Consider the following 15,975-nt stretch of genomic DNA (forward strand, 5'->3'; position numbering starts at 1 on the left):
ATTTTGCCGACCATAATATTCAAATCATTCATTTTATACAAGCATGCAAAAGAAAACACTTTTACTATACGGAAACCTATTTCTCATCAGAGGCTATGTATAAAGCCAAATTGAACGGTTTGTTAGTTTGCATTTTTTATGGAAACAATTCGAACTTCCATATCTCCGCCTGGAGTAGTCAGTTTTACGACATCATCCACTTTGCGGCCCAGTAAAGCTTTTGCAATTGGAGAATCGTTTGAAATGCGTCCTTCAAATGGATCGGCTTCAGCTGACCCGACAATCGTATACTCTTCCTCGTCCCCATCCGGAAGCTCAACAAAAGAAACCGTTTTCCCTAAAGAGACAACATCACTTTCTCCTGATTCTTCGATAATTAATGCATTGCGCAACATGGATTCGATTGTCGTAATGCGACCTTCCACAAATCCTTGCTCTTCTTTTGCGGAATCATACTCGGAGTTTTCGGATAAGTCGCCGAAACTGCGCGCGATTTTAATACGCTCTACTACCTCTTTGCGTTTAACTGTTATTAGGTAGTCCAATTCTTCTTCTAATTTTTGCTTACCCGCTAATGTCATTGGGTATTGTTTTTCATTTACCAAATCAGTTCACTCCTTAAATCTTCATGAAAATGTACTTGAGACAATACTATACACCGCAAGTTCGAAAATGCAATCGTTTTCTTTTAACTTTATTCAGCTTAGGCCCCTTTTCTTTTTAGTAAGGGGATTAAATCCGAGCAGAATAAAGTTAAAGCCTCAGGCGGATGTCACAGATTTTAAGTAGAAATTGAAAGAGGAGGTTAGCCTATAAACGTCGCATCCATGCGACAGATTTTTTGTTCGAAAGCAAGCGGCAGGTAAAACGGCTAATTGACCTGCATCTGCAGGCCTCTTGAAAAAATCTGGACTTTAAAACATATGCCAAGGCGAATTTGAAAGTGTAATAATAAAACCCGGTTAGTAGTTAAGCATATGAGGCCAAGGGGCTGATTAGAAGTCCCTTGGCGTACTTAACTAGTAACCGAATTTTCTAGTAAACAGTATAAAGTTATTTTGGTGATAATGTGCTTCTAATGCAAAGCACAAAATCAATCTCCAGACAGGAAATTATTCTAAATAATTCCAATACCTAACTCATCATATTATACAATGGATGTCGTTTCAAGAATTGTTTTGATTTTTGTGACCATTAGATCAATCGCCACTTCATTTTCCCCACCTTCAGGGATAATGACATCCGCATAGCGTTTTGTCGGCTCAATAAATAAGTTATGCATTGGTCGTACCGCTTTTAGATATTGATCGATGACCGAATCAATTGTTCGGCCCCGTTCTTTAATATCTCGCTCAATCCGACGAATTATACGTAAATCTGAGTCAGTATCTACAAATAATTTAATGTCCATTATATCACGTAGACGCTTATCCTCCAAAACCAAAATTCCTTCTAGAATAATAACATCTTTTGGTTCTACATGTCTAACCTCATCCGAACGTGTATGATTTACATAATCATAGACCGGCTTATCAATTGCTTTTCTTTGCAACAGAAACTCCATATGCTGCAACAATAAATCATTGTCAAATGCCAATGGATGATCATAGTTTGTTTTTAGTCGTTCTTCGAAAGTTAGATGGCTTTGATCTTTATAATAGTAATCTTGTTCAATTACGACAACGGAATGCTGCCGAAATACATCATAGATGGCATGCGTTACGCTCGTTTTGCCCGAACAAGAACCACCTGCAATCCCGATTACTAATGGACGCTTTTTGTTCATTAATTATTCTCCTTTCGCATCATATTGAAGCGGAACAATGGACGCTCACATTTAAATTTGACAATTTGCAATGGATGGTTGGCAACGGCAATTTCATTGTCTTTTTCATCCCAAATTTGGCCCACTTTCATTTTGAATGTTTCCATATCAGGACCAAAGAATTCAACAGTGTCACCTGGTTTGAAGTAATTGCGTTGCTGCAAGGTAACCATTTGTGTTTCTTCATCATAATGTAGTACAAGACCTGCAAAATCCCATTTTAGCTTTGTTGCATGTGTACCGAACATTTGCTGCTTATAGCTTGGCTCACCTTCAAAGAAGCTTGATGCAGTCGTGCGGTTTGCACAGCGATCCAGCTCTTCCAGCCACTCTTTTCTAATTTGGAAATTTTCCGGGTCCTCGCAATAGGCATCAATCACTTTACGGTATACGGAAATAACGGTTGCAATATAGTGAATTGATTTCATGCGGCCTTCCACTTTCAAAGAATCAATGCCAAGCTCAATCATATGTGGTATAGATTCGATTAGCTTTAAGTCTTTTGGACTCATGGCAAATGGTGCATCCTTTTCGTCAAATAACGCTACTTCTTCTCCACCGACGTTTTCATATAAATCATAATCCCAGCGGCAGCTTTGGCAGCATCCGCCTCGATTGGAGTCACGCGCCGTCATGTGGTTGGATAAAACACAGCGGCCAGAATACGCAATACACATCGCGCCATGTACGAAAGCTTCTATTTCAATATCCACTTCCTCTTTCATTTTGCGCATTTCTTCCGCGCCTACTTCACGTGCCAATACTACACGATGAAGGCCTTCTTGTTTCCAATATTTCACGGCTTTCCAGTTGGATAAAGACTGCTGCGTCGAAAGGTGAATTTCCAGTTTCGGTGCAACCCGACGGCAAGATTCAATGATGAAAGGATCCGCTACGATAATCCCTTTTACTCCTGCCTCTTCAATCGCTTGTAAATATTCTTCAATCCCTGCCATATTCTCATTATGCGCAAAGATATTCGTTGTTACATAAACGACTGCGCCATATTTTTTCGCAAACTCAACACCTTCGCGCATTTCTTCTATTGTAAAGTTATCTGCATTTGAACGTAATCCAAACTCTTGTCCGCCGATAAAAACTGCATCCGCTCCATAATGCACAGCTATTTTCAATTTTTCCAAACTGCCTGCCGGTGCAAGCAATTCCGGCTTTTTGGTAATTACACGTTTACCGTTCACTTGTTCACGAATTTTTTCATTTTCGATTAATTGCAGCAAAGTAAAGCCCCTCCTTCCTAATACACTGTTTCCTTAAAGATAAATCCAGTATCCAAAGGACGTAATTTCGGCTGAATTTCTTCAATTTTTTCAAGCAACTCACCTTTTAGTTCTTCATAAGCGTCTTCTCCTTGGTCAAAGAAAACGTCAATTGCTTGGCGGTAACAATTTGTAACCGTATTAATATACTCTTCCGGTTGAAGAACACCGTCGAATTTCAATGAATCAATTCCGGCTTCGAAAAGTTCCGTTAACTCGTCAATAAGACACATATCATTTGGGGAGAAAATATGCGTCCCATTGCAGTCTTCATAAATTGGATATTTATTTTTGCGTTCTTTATCGTGAAGGAACATATTTTTATTTTCTTTACGGTTTTCTACTTCCATTGCTTGTTCGCGATACAAGAAATAGTTTCCTAAAAGAGAGCGTTTTGATTGGAACATGCACGTCATCCCGTGCACTTGCACTTCAATTTCCGTCTTGGCATTTTCTTTAATTTCAACCACTTCATCAAGTGAAAGTTCCCGGGCAAGCACTGCGCGTTTTGCTCCACGGTCGCCCCAGTAATTGACTTGAAACCAGTTTGTTGCAATTGTTTCCGGGTTCCAGTGGAGAGGAATCGTGATACCAAGTTCACGTACGGCTACTACTACGGCAGGGTCTCCAAAAAGGAGCGCATCTACGCCGATTCGCTGCATTTCTTTTAAGTAATCATCCAATGCTTCCAATCGATCGTTATGGAAAAGTGCATTGACCGCTACATAAACTTTTTTTCCGGCTTCGTGAATGATTGCTGCCGCACTTTCTATATCTTTTACTGAAAATTCCCCAGCCAAGCGCAAGCCAAACTTTTGTTCACCAATGACAAAAGCATCTGCTCCAGCTTCCAGCAAAGCTGCAATATGACCTACCGACTTTGGCGTTACTAATAATTCAGGTTTTTTCATCCTTTTCACCTCTTCAAACAAATTAATAAACCATCGCCGACCGGGAAAAAAGTACTCTCATAATCCGGATGTGTCATAATCCAGTCAGCAAACGTATTTAAATTACGTATCATTGTTCTTTTACGCCTTGGAACATCCTTAAGATCCAGCCCGGATAAACCATGCATGTACATATTATCGATATATATAATACCGCCAGAAGGAACCAAGGTAGAATATTTTTCAAAAAAGCGCATATATTGGCCTTTTGCCGCATCAATAAAAACAGCATCAAAAGTAGATTCCACACTTTCCACATCTACTTCCAACGCATCGCCTTCAATCACGGTAATTCTATTCGTCGCTTCTGAACGGGCAATAAATTCCTTCGCAAGGTTTACCCGTTCCGAATCCCTTTCAATGGTTACAATTTTGCAATTCGGTAATGCATCCGCCATACGCATGGCAGAATAGCCAATGGCCGTACCTATTTCCAAAATACTGGACGGTTGTTGAATACGCAGCATCTGATTCAGGACATCCATTGCCGGCAGTTGCATAATCGGCACATGATGCTCTTTTGCGTATTGCTCCATCTCCAGCAATAATTCATTGCGCGGGCGTATAAAGGATTCGATATAATCTTTTGAAAATTCCATCATGTGAACCCCTTTTATTCAGATTAAATATCAAAACTTAGGAACATTAAATTTCTATTCGTATATGTGAGTATTATACTGCTTTTACTTTTATACAAAAAAACACAATTTATAATATCATGAAAATAGAAGGAAAGCGAATAATGTTTGTAATTTCAAGTAAAAAAAGTTTCATTTTCAAACTTTTTTCGAAATAATAAACAAATCCGTTTCCTTCTAAAATTATAATGAAAAATCGCTTATTTTATATACTTTTCGACATTTTTCAAATGCTCATCATAGTCTTTGGCAAAATGGTTATTGCCATCAGAATCCGCTAAAAAGTATAAATATTCCGTATCGGTAGGATTAAGAGCAGCCTCGATCGAAATCTTGCCTGCATTCGCAATCGGCCCAGGCGGCAATCCTTGATTTTTATAGGTGTTATATGGATTTTCAACCTCTAAATCTTTATATAAAACCCGTGCTTTATGGGAACCAAGTGCATATAAAACCGTTGGATCGGTTTGTAAAGGCATGTCCGATTCCAGGCGATTAAAGAACACACTTGCAATGGTTTCACGATCGGTTTGGGCTGTTGCTTCTTCCTCAAGCAAAGAAGCAAAAGTTAACAATTGATGCGTTGTCATCTCTTTTTGTGCAAGCAAATCATTATATTGTGCAACTACATCATTTGTTAGGGAGATCATCATGGTTACAATCTCCTCCAACGAAGGATTTTCCTCATAAAAAGAATATGTAGACGGATAAAGATAGCCCTCCAGTGCATAACGAATATTCTTGTCCAGCACTTCGTCAGTAATTAACTCCGGATAAGTGGCCATCATATTTTGAACAAATTCCTTACCTGTTACCAGCTCCATAAACTGCTCCGGCGTATACTCTGTATGTTTAGCAACGATTTCCGAAATTTGCTCAATCGTTACTCCTTCCGGCACGGTAATTGTAAACAATGGCTCACGATAAACTTTCCCTGTTTTTAAGCTTTCAATAATTTCATCAAGCGTCATCGATTGGGTCATTGTATAGTTGCCCGCCTGGAAGTTTGTTTCATTCTTGAATTTTGTATAATACTTAAAGATTTGGCCATTTTTGATTACGCCATTTTCCTCCAGAATAGATGAGATTGTTGAAATCCCAGACCCCATCGGTATCTCCACCAGAATTTCGGAATCGGCTTCTGAATCCACCGGTTCAAGGGCAGATTTTACATAAAAATAACCACTTACTCCCACGATAGCAATCAATAACAAAACAGCAAGCGACACCATAGCAACAACTCGACGCACAACTTTGCCTTCTTTTTTGCGAATCTGTATTTTTTCCATCATTTCTTGTTTCTTCGACTCCTTATCCACCAACATACCCCCTCACATCTTTTATATGATACAAGAAAAAATGGGTAGTGACAACAAAACCCATCACATCCTTGATGTGATGGATTTTGTCTGCACCGAAAGCGGAGCGGCAGGTGCAATAATCTTAAGTGATAACTTTTGTCATAGATCGGTTTTCTCTGCACCGATATTGAAACGACAGGCGCAATAATCTTAAGTGAAAACTTTTGCCAAAGATAAGTTTTGTCTGCACCGATAGCGTTAGCGGCAGGTGCAATAATCTTAAGTGATAACTTTTGTCATAGATGGGTTTTCTCTGCACCGAAAGTGAAACGGCAGGTGCAACAGGTTTTGTCTGCACCGAAAGCGTTAGCGACAGGTGCAATATTGTCACATAGAATGTGACGTGTTTTATCTGCGCCGAAAGCGGAGCGGCAGACGCAATTATCCTGAGCGAAAACTATTCCCTAATAAAAGCGTTCTGCCGCAGTAAAACAATTCTTCTCTCAAACACAAAAAAACGCTATACAAATATATAGCGTCCATTTTAGTGTCTTTTATTTTTGATTTAATGATTGCAGCTCAGCTTCAACTTTGGCCCATTCTTCATCACTTTCAATCGGAATCAGGTCTTGAACTTCGCCATTCTCTCCCGGTACATAAGCAGCAGCGAAAATCTCTCCAACTTCCTCCTGATCTGCAAAGGTATACAAAATGTAGGATTTATGGAATTGCTCCAAAGTGAATCGATGAATGACTTCACAAACAATTTCCTCTCCATTTTCATCAGAAATTGTGAAAAAGTCTTCCTCTCCCTCACCAAATTCTGCAATGAGAGTGTTTAATACTTCATCAACCATTTCCCATTCTTTCTCCGTTTCAAGTGATGTGAAATTCGTCATTTCACCATTTTCACCAAGCTCAAATCGAAGGGCGGAAATTTCTTCGCTCTCATTACCCTGTTCATCAACTAACGAATACAGCACATACGATTGATTGTCTGTATCAAACGTCATTATTTCTCTGCAAAGTTGTTCCGATCCATCCTCTAATTGAACTTTAAAAAACTGTTCGTCCATTTAAAGCACCTCCAACTTAGTTCTTCATTGTGTACGTCAATTCTTCCTAACAGTGTAAAAAGGCAGGCAAAACGCCTACCTTTTCACTTTATTTATTATTCTTCATCTTCGTCATCAAGTTGATCTTCAAGCTGATTTAACACGTCCTCGATTAAATCCCACTCCGCTTCCGTTTCAATCGGCTCTAATTCGCCATCTTCACCGTTTTCGGATGGAACAAATGAGGAAGCAAAGATTTCAATTTGCCCTTCGTCGTCTTCATCTGCACCTACCAAAGAATAAAGAACATATGATTTTCCGAACTCTTCGGAATCAAATGTGTGCAGTACCTCGCATAATTGTTCATTTCCATTTTCATCAACAATTGTAATATGACGATGTTCGTGATCGTGTTCTTGTACCATTATCGGTCACCTCTTTATAAAATTTAAATCTGGCCTTTATCGCTAAACTTTCAAGGCCAGAGCCACCCAACATGAATGTTGGATCTTGCCTCTGCCGCTTCGCTTTCGGGGCAGAGAATTAAGATTCGCAATGCGAATCTTAATTCTTACTATCCAAATACCCCTGTAAAATCATGACGGCTGCCATTTTATCGATTACTTGTTTCCGTTTTTTTCGGCTTACATCAGCTTCGATCAGCATTCTCTCGGCTGCCATGGTTGTTAAACGTTCGTCCCACAGTTTAACAGGCAATTCGAAGGTATCTTCCAGCAGCTTTTTATAATTCTCTGAAGCTATACCACGCGGGCCGACTGTATTGTTCATGTTTTTTGGATAGCCTACTACAAATTCGGTTACAGCATACTCTTTTACAAGCTCTTTTATACGTTCGATTCCAAAATCGCCTATCTCTTCGTTTATCTTTACAGTTTCGATTCCTTGTGCTGTCCAGCCCAATGCATCACTTATCGCGACGCCCACTGTTTTTGACCCAACGTCCAAACCCATAACTCTCATAATTGTTTTTTAAGCCTCATTATTCTTTCTAATATAAAATTTTACAAGCTCTTCGAGAATCTCATCACGTTCCAGCTTGCGTATTAAGTTCCGTGCATCTTGATGGCGAGGGATGTATGCCGGATCACCAGATAAAAGATATCCTACAATTTGATTAGTAGGATTATACCCTTTTTCCTCCAGTGAAGAGTACACCTTCAGCATCACTTGCTTAACTTCTTGTTCCATTGATTCTTCAGGGAAACTAAATTTCATTGTTTTATCAAACGAACTCAAGACCAGCACCTCGCTTTCAGAAATTGAGAAAGATGCTTGCACACCACATCTCATTTTCTTTATTATACCCGATTATAATCATCAATCAAATAATCGGATGGAAATCTATTCATATTTTGTTACAAGAAGTTATTGACGAAAAATTATTGGTCAGTGGATTTAACGTAATCATACACAGAAAGTAATGCTTCTTCAAGTTTAGAAGCATCTTTTGCACCGGCCATCGCCATATCTGGTCGGCCTCCGCCTTTTCCTCCGCATGCCTCTGCTACTGTTTTCACAATATTGCCGGCATGGAAGTTGCCGCCCACTAAATCTTTTGTGACGCCTGCGCAAAGCATTACTTTATCTCCATCTACAGCACCTAAAACGATAACGGCCTTATCCAACTTGCCTTTTAAATCATCCATCATCTGACGCAATTGGTTGTTGTCTTTTGCATCCACTTTTGTGGAAAGCACAGAAACTTCGCCGAATTTTTGAACAGCATCTAAAATAGCTCCTGCTTGTGCATTTGCAATTTTTTGCGATAACGCTTCGTTTTCACGTTGCTTATCTTTTAATTCATGCTGAAGGTTTTCGATGCGAGTTACAAGATCTTTAGGATTTGCTTTAACCAAGCCTGCTGCCTCTTCCAAAACTCGCTGCTCTTCTTTAACCGCTTCATATGCAGCTTTGCCAGTAACCGCTTCAATACGGCGAGTACCCGCGCCAATTCCAGCCTCGGAAACGATTTTGAACAGCCCGATCTCGGAAGAGCGTTGAACGTGGATACCACCGCATAGCTCAACTGAATAATCGCTTACTTGAACCACGCGCACAACATCCCCATATTTTTCGCCAAATAGAGCCATTGCCCCCATCGCTTTTGCTTCAGCAATCGGTTTTTCTTCAATAATTACCGCAATATCATCCCAAATTTTCTCATTCACGATACGTTCGATTTTTTCAAGTTCTTCTTTTGTTGCCGGACCAAAATGAGAATAGTCGAAACGAAGGCGATCTGGACCAACATAGGAACCCGCCTGATTAACATGCTCACCCAATACGTCTTTTAATGCGCGATGCATGATATGGGTTGCAGTATGGTTTTTCACCACTAATTTGCGTTCCTCGCGGTCAACTGATGCAGTTACTGTATCATTCAAATGCATTTCTCCCGATTCAACGATAACAGTATGAAGAGACTGGCCGTTTGGCGCTTTCTGTACATCTTTTACATAAGCTTTGAAAGTATCGCTTTCAATCGTACCATGGTCAGCAACTTGACCACCCATTTCTGCGTAGAATGGCGTTTCAGCCAAAATAACCAAAACTTCTTCTCCTTCAGAAGCAACCTCAGCGATGCTGCCGTTTACAACCATCGCAACCACTTTCGTCTGTGTTTCCAAAGTGTCATAACCTACGAAGTTTGATTCTTGCGTTAAATTCGCCAATACTTCCGACTGAACCTGCATAGAATCTACGTCAGCGCGAGCTGCACGAGCACGATCTCTTTGCTCTTTCATTGCTGCCTCAAAACCATCCAGGTCAACACTCATGCCAGCTTCCTCGGCATATTCTTCCGTTAGTTCCACAGGGAAACCATACGTATCATATAAACGGAATGCATCGCTGCCCGGAATGATATTCAACCCAGCCGCTTTCTCTTTTTCAATTACCTCTGAAAGAATAGCTAATCCTCCATCCAATGTTTCATGGAAGCGCTCTTCTTCATTTTTAATTACGCGTTGAATAAATTCAGTTTTATCTTTTACTTCCGGATAGAAATCCTGCATAATCGCTCCTACTGTTGGCACTAACTCAAACATAAATGGCTTCTCGATGCCAATTTGTTTTGCATAGCGCACCGCACGGCGAAGCAAACGACGCAGGACATATCCGCGCCCTTCATTTGAAGGAAGTGCACCATCTCCGATCGCAAACGCCACTGTCCGGATATGGTCTGCGATGACTTTAAATGGTGTGTTAATATCTTCTTCGCTTCCAAAAATCTCTTTTAAATCAATTTCACCTGTGCGTTTATAGGAACGGTTCGCAAATTCCTCGATTTTTTCAATAATAGGCATAAATAAGTCTGTATCAAAGTTCGTTGGTACATTTTGTACGACCGATGCGATACGCTCAAGACCCATGCCTGTATCGATATTTTGTTTTGGAAGCGGCGTATACGTACCATCCGGGTTGTGGTTGAACTCTGAGAATACCAAGTTCCAAATTTCCAGGTAACGCTCATTTTCTCCACCTGGATAAAGTTCCGGATCGTTTTCATCGTTTCCATATTCCGGTCCGCGGTCATAGAAAATTTCAGAGTTTGGACCAGAAGGACCTTCCCCGATATCCCAGAAGTTTCCTTCAATTCGAATCAAACGTTCTTCGGGAATGCCAATTTCGTTTTTCCAGATATCATATGCTTCCTGATCTTCGGGATGTAGGGTAATTGATAGTTTTTCCGGATCGAACCCCATCCATTTAGCATCGGTTAAAAATTCCCATGCATAATGGATGGCTTCTTTTTTGAAATAATCGCCGATTGAGAAGTTTCCTAGCATTTCAAAGAACGTATGGTGGCGAGCCGTTTTACCGACGTTTTCAATATCGTTGGTACGAATGGATTTTTGTGCATTGGTAATGCGTGGATTATCCGGAATCACGCGCCCATCAAAATATTTTTTTAATGTTGCTACACCGGAGTTGATCCAAAGCAAGGATGGGTCATTAATTGGAACCAATGGTGCTGACGGTTCTTGTGCATGCCCTTTTTCAATAAAAAAGTCCAAAAATTTGCGGCGAATATCTGCTGCTTTCATTATGGTAAACCTCCTGATTTTTTTGTTTGTCTATTCCTTCCCAATGAAAAATCAGCTTATGATTTTCCATCGTTCCTGTGTTCTATACCTGAAATCTACCACAAAAATAAAAAGCCTTCATCCCGGAAAGGGACGAAGACTGTAAGTTCGCGGTACCACCCTAATTTATAAGCCGGCTAAAGTCAATTGCTTTCATTCTTCGTTGTGCCTCGTTAAACAATCCTTATGACCCTTATGGTCACTCCGGTTGTTTAACTCGTCACGCCTCGACTGGCAAGCGATTTCTTTTTAGCCTTTTCCCTTTTTTGAATAGAGAGATGGCTAAAATATAACCAAACTTATATCTCAAGCACTGTAACGTTAGTGAACGGCAGGGATTAGCTGCACTCTGGAGTAGCTTTCGGCAAGAGCTTGTCGCAAGATTCTTTCAGCCTTGGAATCTCTTTCTGTTGCATGAACAATTACCTACTGTTTCCATCATTGTGTTAGTTCATATGAAAAGGAATGATTCAAAACTTCACTCTCAATTTGTGAAGTCCTATTTTCTAGTAAATTATATGAAAATGAATTCAATGTGTCAATTATAACCGCTAATCATTCAAAAAGCGAACTTACTCTTGGAACGCGAGAGAATTTCTTATTCTGAACGCCCGGGATTCCTCATATATTTAGATAACTTGGACGACCATGATTTTAAAGATTGGAGCGAACCATATTGGAGTTATTTTCAGTTGAGTTTTTGTCTGCATTAATTTCCATTATCTTTATCGATTTGGTACTTGCGGGCGATAACGCTTTATTAATTGGACTGGTTGCAAAAAATCTGCCGAAAAATCAGCAAAGAAAAGTAATCTTTTGGGGAACATTCGGGGCCATTGCCATTCGAATTCTACTTACGCTAATTGCTGTCAAATTACTTCAGATTGACGGGTTGCTGCTGGCAGGCGGTATTTTATTATTATATATCTCCTATAAGCTTTTGCTCACGGAAGAAGAAGTGAATGTAAAACCAAGCAAAAAAAACTTTTGGGGAGCTATTGGCACCATTCTTCTTGCAGATTTGTTAATGGGAGTGGATAATATTATCGCAGTAGCCGGCGCGGCTCACGGCAGTACCTTGCTTGTCATCATCGGCCTGGTTATTTCGATTCCCATCGTTGTTTGGGGAAGTGCTTTCGTGACAAAATTAATGGAACGGTTCCCATTGATTATTGTATTGGGAGCAGCCGTATTGGCTTGGACTGCATCAAAGATGATCGTAAAGGATGCCTACGTGTTACGCTTTTTCCCTTCCAAGGAATCAATTTATGTATTTGAGATTATTGTTGTCAGCGTAGTCATGATTATGGGTTTGGCAGTCAAATATTTAATCAAGCGAAAAGAATTGCTGGCACAATAGAACAACAAAAGGACTGCGGGCTTTGTTGATAGTTCAAACTTTCCCGCAGTCTTTATTAAAATCGGTAAGCTCTCTTGGTCAAAAGAATAATCGCCACCGCTGGAATAGTAAAGACCGTCATCCCGAGGAAAGCCAAACCTGGCGTAATATCATAAAGGGCTCCACCGAATAAAGTCAGCACGGCAGCACTTAAGCTCATGGCCAAGGCCGAATATAATCCCTGTGCATTGGCAAGCTGTTGTTTTGGCAAAATGCGTGTTATGTACTGAATGAAAGCATAATGTGCCATGGCGAAAGCGAGTGCATGCAATGTTTGGGATAAGATGAATGCCCAAGCATTCGGAACTATAAAAATCATTACCCATCTTAATGTGGAACCCGCTCCAGCAAGAAGAAGCAATGAGGAAGTTTTCCATTTCGAAAAAAGATGATCTGCCGTTAGAAAGAATAGAATTTCAAACAATACGGCAATGTTAAGAATAAGTCCGATATAAAATGTATTGACCTCCAAATAATCTTGAAGGTAAATATAGCTATAGTTATAATAGGACGCCAACGACCCCTGCAATAAAATCACGATGATCATGACAACTGGAAATCCTTTTACCTTCCATAAACTTTTCATGGAAAATTTTTGGGCCCGGTCCTCGACAGAAGGTTTGGTACTTAAAATTTCCGGAGCAGGCATCGCTTGCAAAATGAACATGATCATTAAGTAAGCAATCATGGACCACAAAATGACTGCTTCTCCATAAAAACCGATCATCAAGCTTAAAAGGAATACAGAAATGACAAACGCAATGGAGCCATACGAGCGGCTTTTTCCATAATGCACATTTCCTTGCTGTACAAGCGTGGTGGCACTGCTTTCCACTGCCGGCAATAAAGAGGGATAAAACAAACTGAATATCATGGTCATCGTGAATAAAGCAGGAAATGAATTCATTGGCAGATAAAGCAGGACTGCAATCAATGAACTGCTTACCAAAAAGAAAGCCAGCTTTTTATCACTTAAATATTTTGAAGCAATCGGAAACACAAACATAGTGGAAATGGCCCGAACTACCAAACTAAAGCCCATAATGATACTAACTTCGGATACCGTTAATCCTTTTGCGCCAGTTAACCACCCTGGCCAGTATTGTAAAAAGACGCCCCAAGTAAAGAAAAAAATAAAGAAGTTTTGGGACAACCAACGCTGATTGTTAATAATAGTACAACCACTCCCATCTTAGGAAATGATAGCATATTTCATGACGATATATAGGCAAAATGAAAAAAGCCACTAAAAGCTAGCCACTTTTAGCAACTTTTTTGGACTATAGGCAAGAATGCGTGAACACGCATTTGTTTTTTAAGAATATCTCGAAATCGTTTGTCTTAACTGTTCACCTAGTGAATTTAAATCATTTTGCGTAATGGTCATCCTAACATGCGTTTCATCCGCATCCAGGGCTTCCGCCAAAAACCCGCCAAATCCTCTAGCCTTGCGGTCAACCTGCATTAAAATATCTGCTCTAACATCACTTTGTGAGATAAAGACGACTTCCAGTTCATCGAGCCGTCCTCTAAACGCCCCGCTTACCGGAACAAATTCAAATTCCTGGATGAAAGGATAGGTTTGACGGTATTTATAAGAAGCTTGTTCACATTCAGCTTTTCGCAATCTAAAGCCCAACTGCTGCACTTCTTCCAAAATACGTTCGGCAATTTTGGAAGGTCGAATCTCAATATAATCCTTGTCTTGCGAATCTGCTCCGCTCCGGATATCCAATTCCGTCGCCACCCATACTTGAGTATTTCCAACCGTAATCGGGACATCTACAGGAATTTTGAAAGAAAACGGAATGATTTTCGTTTCGTTCGCATTGACAACAAATGGATCGCTTACTTTAAACTTCTGGATTGGCGCTTTGGCAGTATACTTATGATCATCCAATTCCTTAATGTACGTCGTATACAAAGTCAGATAAATTGCATCGATTTGTTGTTCAACATTCCCGCCATAAACTTCAACTTCCCCCTGAATTGTTTCCCCGGCAGCGTAAGATGACTTTTCAAGCTTTGTATCGACCTTTGCGGAACCTACACCAATACTGGCTAACATTTTATTGAAAAAAGACATTTTCTGCACCCCTCACCATTTTCTATACTTGTTTTACGTATGAAATAAACGGAAGGTTTCAGGCTTGCGGATAATTTTTTTGTAAAAAGTTTATCGATTGTATTATTAATTCTTTTAGGACTTCTGCATCCACGTCAGCTAATTTATTGATATACACACAAGCTTTACCTGTTGTATGTTTACCGAAACGGCTAAGCAACTTTTCTCGTTCTTCATCACCCGGAGCAAAATATAAACTAATTTTTGCTTTCCTTGGCGAGAAACCGACCAGCGGAGCATCCCCTTCATGTCCAGAATCATATTTATAATGATATGAACCGAACCCAATGATGCTGGGACCCCACATTTTGCCTTCAAATCCCGAAGTTTCTTCAAAAAGCTTCAATAAGTTATATGCGTCTTCCCGCTTTTTTGGGCTATCTACAGATTCGATAAAATCGATTACACTTCCATTAGTTTCTTTTGTTTTCTGTTCATATTTGGCCATATCTTTCTTCCTCCCTCAGCGATCAACAAACACTCATTTCGATTACACGGATATAAAATCCTTTAAAAAAAGAGAACTTCTAAAAAGTTCCCTTTAAAATTGATATTTTACTTTTAAAGTTGCTTCAATTGTAATTGTTCCTGTCTCGATTGGCGTTTCCATCGAGCTTTGGGCCGCTGCAGCCGTTTTAAATAAAATGGGTCGGCCGCCGGAAGTTTGCTCCACGATTTCAATCGGCAGCGGCATGTAGGAAAGCTTTAGCTTTGATGAGATCGCAATTGCTTTTTCATGGGCATCCTGCAGGGCCATTTGCAATGCTTGCTGATAATACCCGCTCTCATTTTCCAGCTTAAACGTTAGTTGGGAAATTCGGTTTGCCCCATTTTTCAAGGCTGTATCGATTACAAGGCCTACATCATTAACATCATGTATTTCTACAGAAAGTGCATTCGTCACCTCATATCCTCTGAACACTTGTTTTCCCTCTATATAATCATAGCGTGGAAAAACATTAAAAAACGCAGTTCTAATATCTCTTTGTTCAATATTCAGTGCTAAAAGAGACTGGATCACATCATTCATCTTAAGAGCGTTTTCACTTTGGGCATCTTCCAGATTTTCCGATTGGGTGACAACTTCGATTTGAAGTTCAGCAAGATCCGGCTTCACTTCGATTTTGCTATTGCCTTCCACTGAAATGAAACGGACATTGACAAAAGGGTGTTGGTTCACAGTAGAATAATCCAGCACTTTCCCGCCTTCCCTCGATTCTAGAACTACTATATGCTTTTAAACGAGGGATTTTGCCATGATTCCCAAGGAAAGTAGGCAATATACCAACCTGCTCAGGA

At 40.1% G+C, this 15,975-nt stretch carries 16 protein-coding genes; 1 reads left to right on the top strand and 15 read right to left on the bottom strand.

Features of this window, described 5'->3' with window-relative positions; all coding sequences use genetic code 11:
- Nucleotides 1–122 precede the first annotated feature (122 nt).
- The 11 genes from greA to alaS all read right to left on the bottom strand — a co-directional run bounded on the left by greA (nt 123) and on the right by alaS (nt 11,113).
- A complete protein-coding gene (greA, locus tag D1B33_RS07030) occupies nt 123–605 on the bottom strand; it encodes a transcription elongation factor GreA (protein ID WP_118875655.1) in 483 nt (160 codons plus the stop codon).
- Between the two features lie 542 nt (nt 606–1,147).
- A complete protein-coding gene (gene udk, locus D1B33_RS07035) occupies nt 1,148–1,786 on the bottom strand; it encodes a uridine kinase (RefSeq protein ID WP_118875656.1) in 639 nt (212 codons plus the stop codon).
- Nucleotides 1,786–3,051 carry a peptidase U32 family protein gene (locus D1B33_RS07040; RefSeq protein ID WP_199677382.1) on the bottom strand — a complete coding sequence of 422 codons (1,266 nt, stop codon included), beginning with the start codon at nt 3,049–3,051 and terminating at the stop codon, nt 1,786–1,788. The genes udk and D1B33_RS07040 overlap by 1 nt, the downstream gene beginning before the upstream one ends.
- A 29-nt stretch (nt 3,052–3,080) precedes the next feature.
- Nucleotides 3,081–4,013: a peptidase U32 family protein gene (locus D1B33_RS07045; RefSeq protein ID WP_118875658.1), complete on the bottom strand. Its 933-nt coding sequence runs from the start codon at nt 4,011–4,013 to the stop codon at nt 3,081–3,083.
- A 5-nt stretch (nt 4,014–4,018) separates the two neighbouring features.
- On the bottom strand, nt 4,019–4,651 hold the full coding sequence (locus tag D1B33_RS07050; RefSeq protein WP_118875659.1) for an O-methyltransferase: 633 nt from the start codon (nt 4,649–4,651) through the stop codon (nt 4,019–4,021).
- A 239-nt stretch (nt 4,652–4,890) separates the two neighbouring features.
- Nucleotides 4,891–6,009: an endolytic transglycosylase MltG gene (mltG, locus tag D1B33_RS07055; protein WP_199677371.1), complete on the bottom strand. Its 1,119-nt coding sequence runs from the start codon at nt 6,007–6,009 to the stop codon at nt 4,891–4,893.
- 536 nt (nt 6,010–6,545) lie between these two features.
- The gene (locus D1B33_RS07060; protein ID WP_118875660.1) at nt 6,546–7,067 is read right to left on the bottom strand and encodes a DUF1292 domain-containing protein; all 522 of its coding nucleotides are present in this window, start codon (nt 7,065–7,067) and stop codon (nt 6,546–6,548) included.
- 95 nt (nt 7,068–7,162) lie between these two features.
- A complete protein-coding gene (locus D1B33_RS07065; protein WP_118875661.1) occupies nt 7,163–7,471 on the bottom strand; it encodes a DUF1292 domain-containing protein in 309 nt (102 codons plus the stop codon).
- 139 nt (nt 7,472–7,610) lie between these two features.
- The gene (gene ruvX, locus D1B33_RS07070; RefSeq protein ID WP_118875662.1) at nt 7,611–8,027 is read right to left on the bottom strand and encodes a Holliday junction resolvase RuvX; all 417 of its coding nucleotides are present in this window, start codon (nt 8,025–8,027) and stop codon (nt 7,611–7,613) included.
- Nucleotides 8,028–8,036: 9 nt separating this feature from the next.
- On the bottom strand, nt 8,037–8,303 hold the full coding sequence (locus D1B33_RS07075) for an IreB family regulatory phosphoprotein (protein WP_036176121.1): 267 nt from the start codon (nt 8,301–8,303) through the stop codon (nt 8,037–8,039).
- A 143-nt stretch (nt 8,304–8,446) separates the two neighbouring features.
- Nucleotides 8,447–11,113 carry an alanine--tRNA ligase gene (gene alaS / locus D1B33_RS07080; protein WP_118875663.1) on the bottom strand — a complete coding sequence of 889 codons (2,667 nt, stop codon included), beginning with the start codon at nt 11,111–11,113 and terminating at the stop codon, nt 8,447–8,449.
- Nucleotides 11,114–11,828: 715 nt separating this feature from the next.
- Here alaS and D1B33_RS07085 point away from each other — a divergent pair.
- Entirely contained in the window at nt 11,829–12,512 is a 684-nt protein-coding gene (locus D1B33_RS07085) for a TerC family protein (RefSeq protein ID WP_118875664.1), read from the top strand.
- A 55-nt stretch (nt 12,513–12,567) separates the two neighbouring features.
- Here D1B33_RS07085 and D1B33_RS07090 read toward each other — a convergent pair whose 3' ends face one another.
- From D1B33_RS07090 to D1B33_RS07105, 4 genes are all read right to left on the bottom strand, one after another.
- Complete coding sequence (locus D1B33_RS07090) at nt 12,568–13,704, bottom strand: MFS transporter (protein WP_325049426.1); 1,137 nt, start codon at nt 13,702–13,704, stop codon at nt 12,568–12,570.
- A gap of 162 nt (nt 13,705–13,866) precedes the next feature.
- Nucleotides 13,867–14,637, bottom strand: coding sequence for a sporulation protein (locus D1B33_RS07095; RefSeq protein WP_118875666.1), 771 nt, complete (start codon nt 14,635–14,637; stop codon nt 13,867–13,869).
- 58 nt (nt 14,638–14,695) lie between these two features.
- The gene (locus tag D1B33_RS07100) at nt 14,696–15,124 is read right to left on the bottom strand and encodes a DUF1801 domain-containing protein (RefSeq protein WP_118875667.1); all 429 of its coding nucleotides are present in this window, start codon (nt 15,122–15,124) and stop codon (nt 14,696–14,698) included.
- A 93-nt stretch (nt 15,125–15,217) separates the two neighbouring features.
- Nucleotides 15,218–15,874 carry an SIMPL domain-containing protein gene (locus tag D1B33_RS07105; RefSeq protein WP_158582934.1) on the bottom strand — a complete coding sequence of 219 codons (657 nt, stop codon included), beginning with the start codon at nt 15,872–15,874 and terminating at the stop codon, nt 15,218–15,220.
- Nucleotides 15,875–15,975: the final 101 nt, after the last annotated feature.

Origin of the sequence: Ureibacillus yapensis (assembly GCF_003515775.1) — a bacterium.
GTDB lineage: Bacteria > Bacillota > Bacilli > Bacillales_A > Planococcaceae > Ureibacillus > Ureibacillus yapensis.

Coding starts and splice junctions, on each gene's coding strand:
- D1B33_RS07065 (WP_118875661.1), bottom strand. CDS start 7,471: ATGGTACAAGAACACGATCACGAACATCGTCATATTACAATTGTTGAT.
- D1B33_RS07060 (WP_118875660.1), bottom strand. CDS start 7,067: ATGGACGAACAGTTTTTTAAAGTTCAATTAGAGGATGGATCGGAACAA.
- ruvX (WP_118875662.1), bottom strand. CDS start 8,027: ATGAGAGTTATGGGTTTGGACGTTGGGTCAAAAACAGTGGGCGTCGCG.
- D1B33_RS07095 (WP_118875666.1), bottom strand. CDS start 14,637: ATGTCTTTTTTCAATAAAATGTTAGCCAGTATTGGTGTAGGTTCCGCA.
- udk (WP_118875656.1), bottom strand. CDS start 1,786: ATGAACAAAAAGCGTCCATTAGTAATCGGGATTGCAGGTGGTTCTTGT.
- alaS (WP_118875663.1), bottom strand. CDS start 11,113: ATGAAAGCAGCAGATATTCGCCGCAAATTTTTGGACTTTTTTATTGAA.
- D1B33_RS07050 (WP_118875659.1), bottom strand. CDS start 4,651: ATGGAATTTTCAAAAGATTATATCGAATCCTTTATACGCCCGCGCAAT.
- D1B33_RS07045 (WP_118875658.1), bottom strand. CDS start 4,013: ATGAAAAAACCTGAATTATTAGTAACGCCAAAGTCGGTAGGTCATATT.
- D1B33_RS07100 (WP_118875667.1), bottom strand. CDS start 15,124: ATGGCCAAATATGAACAGAAAACAAAAGAAACTAATGGAAGTGTAATC.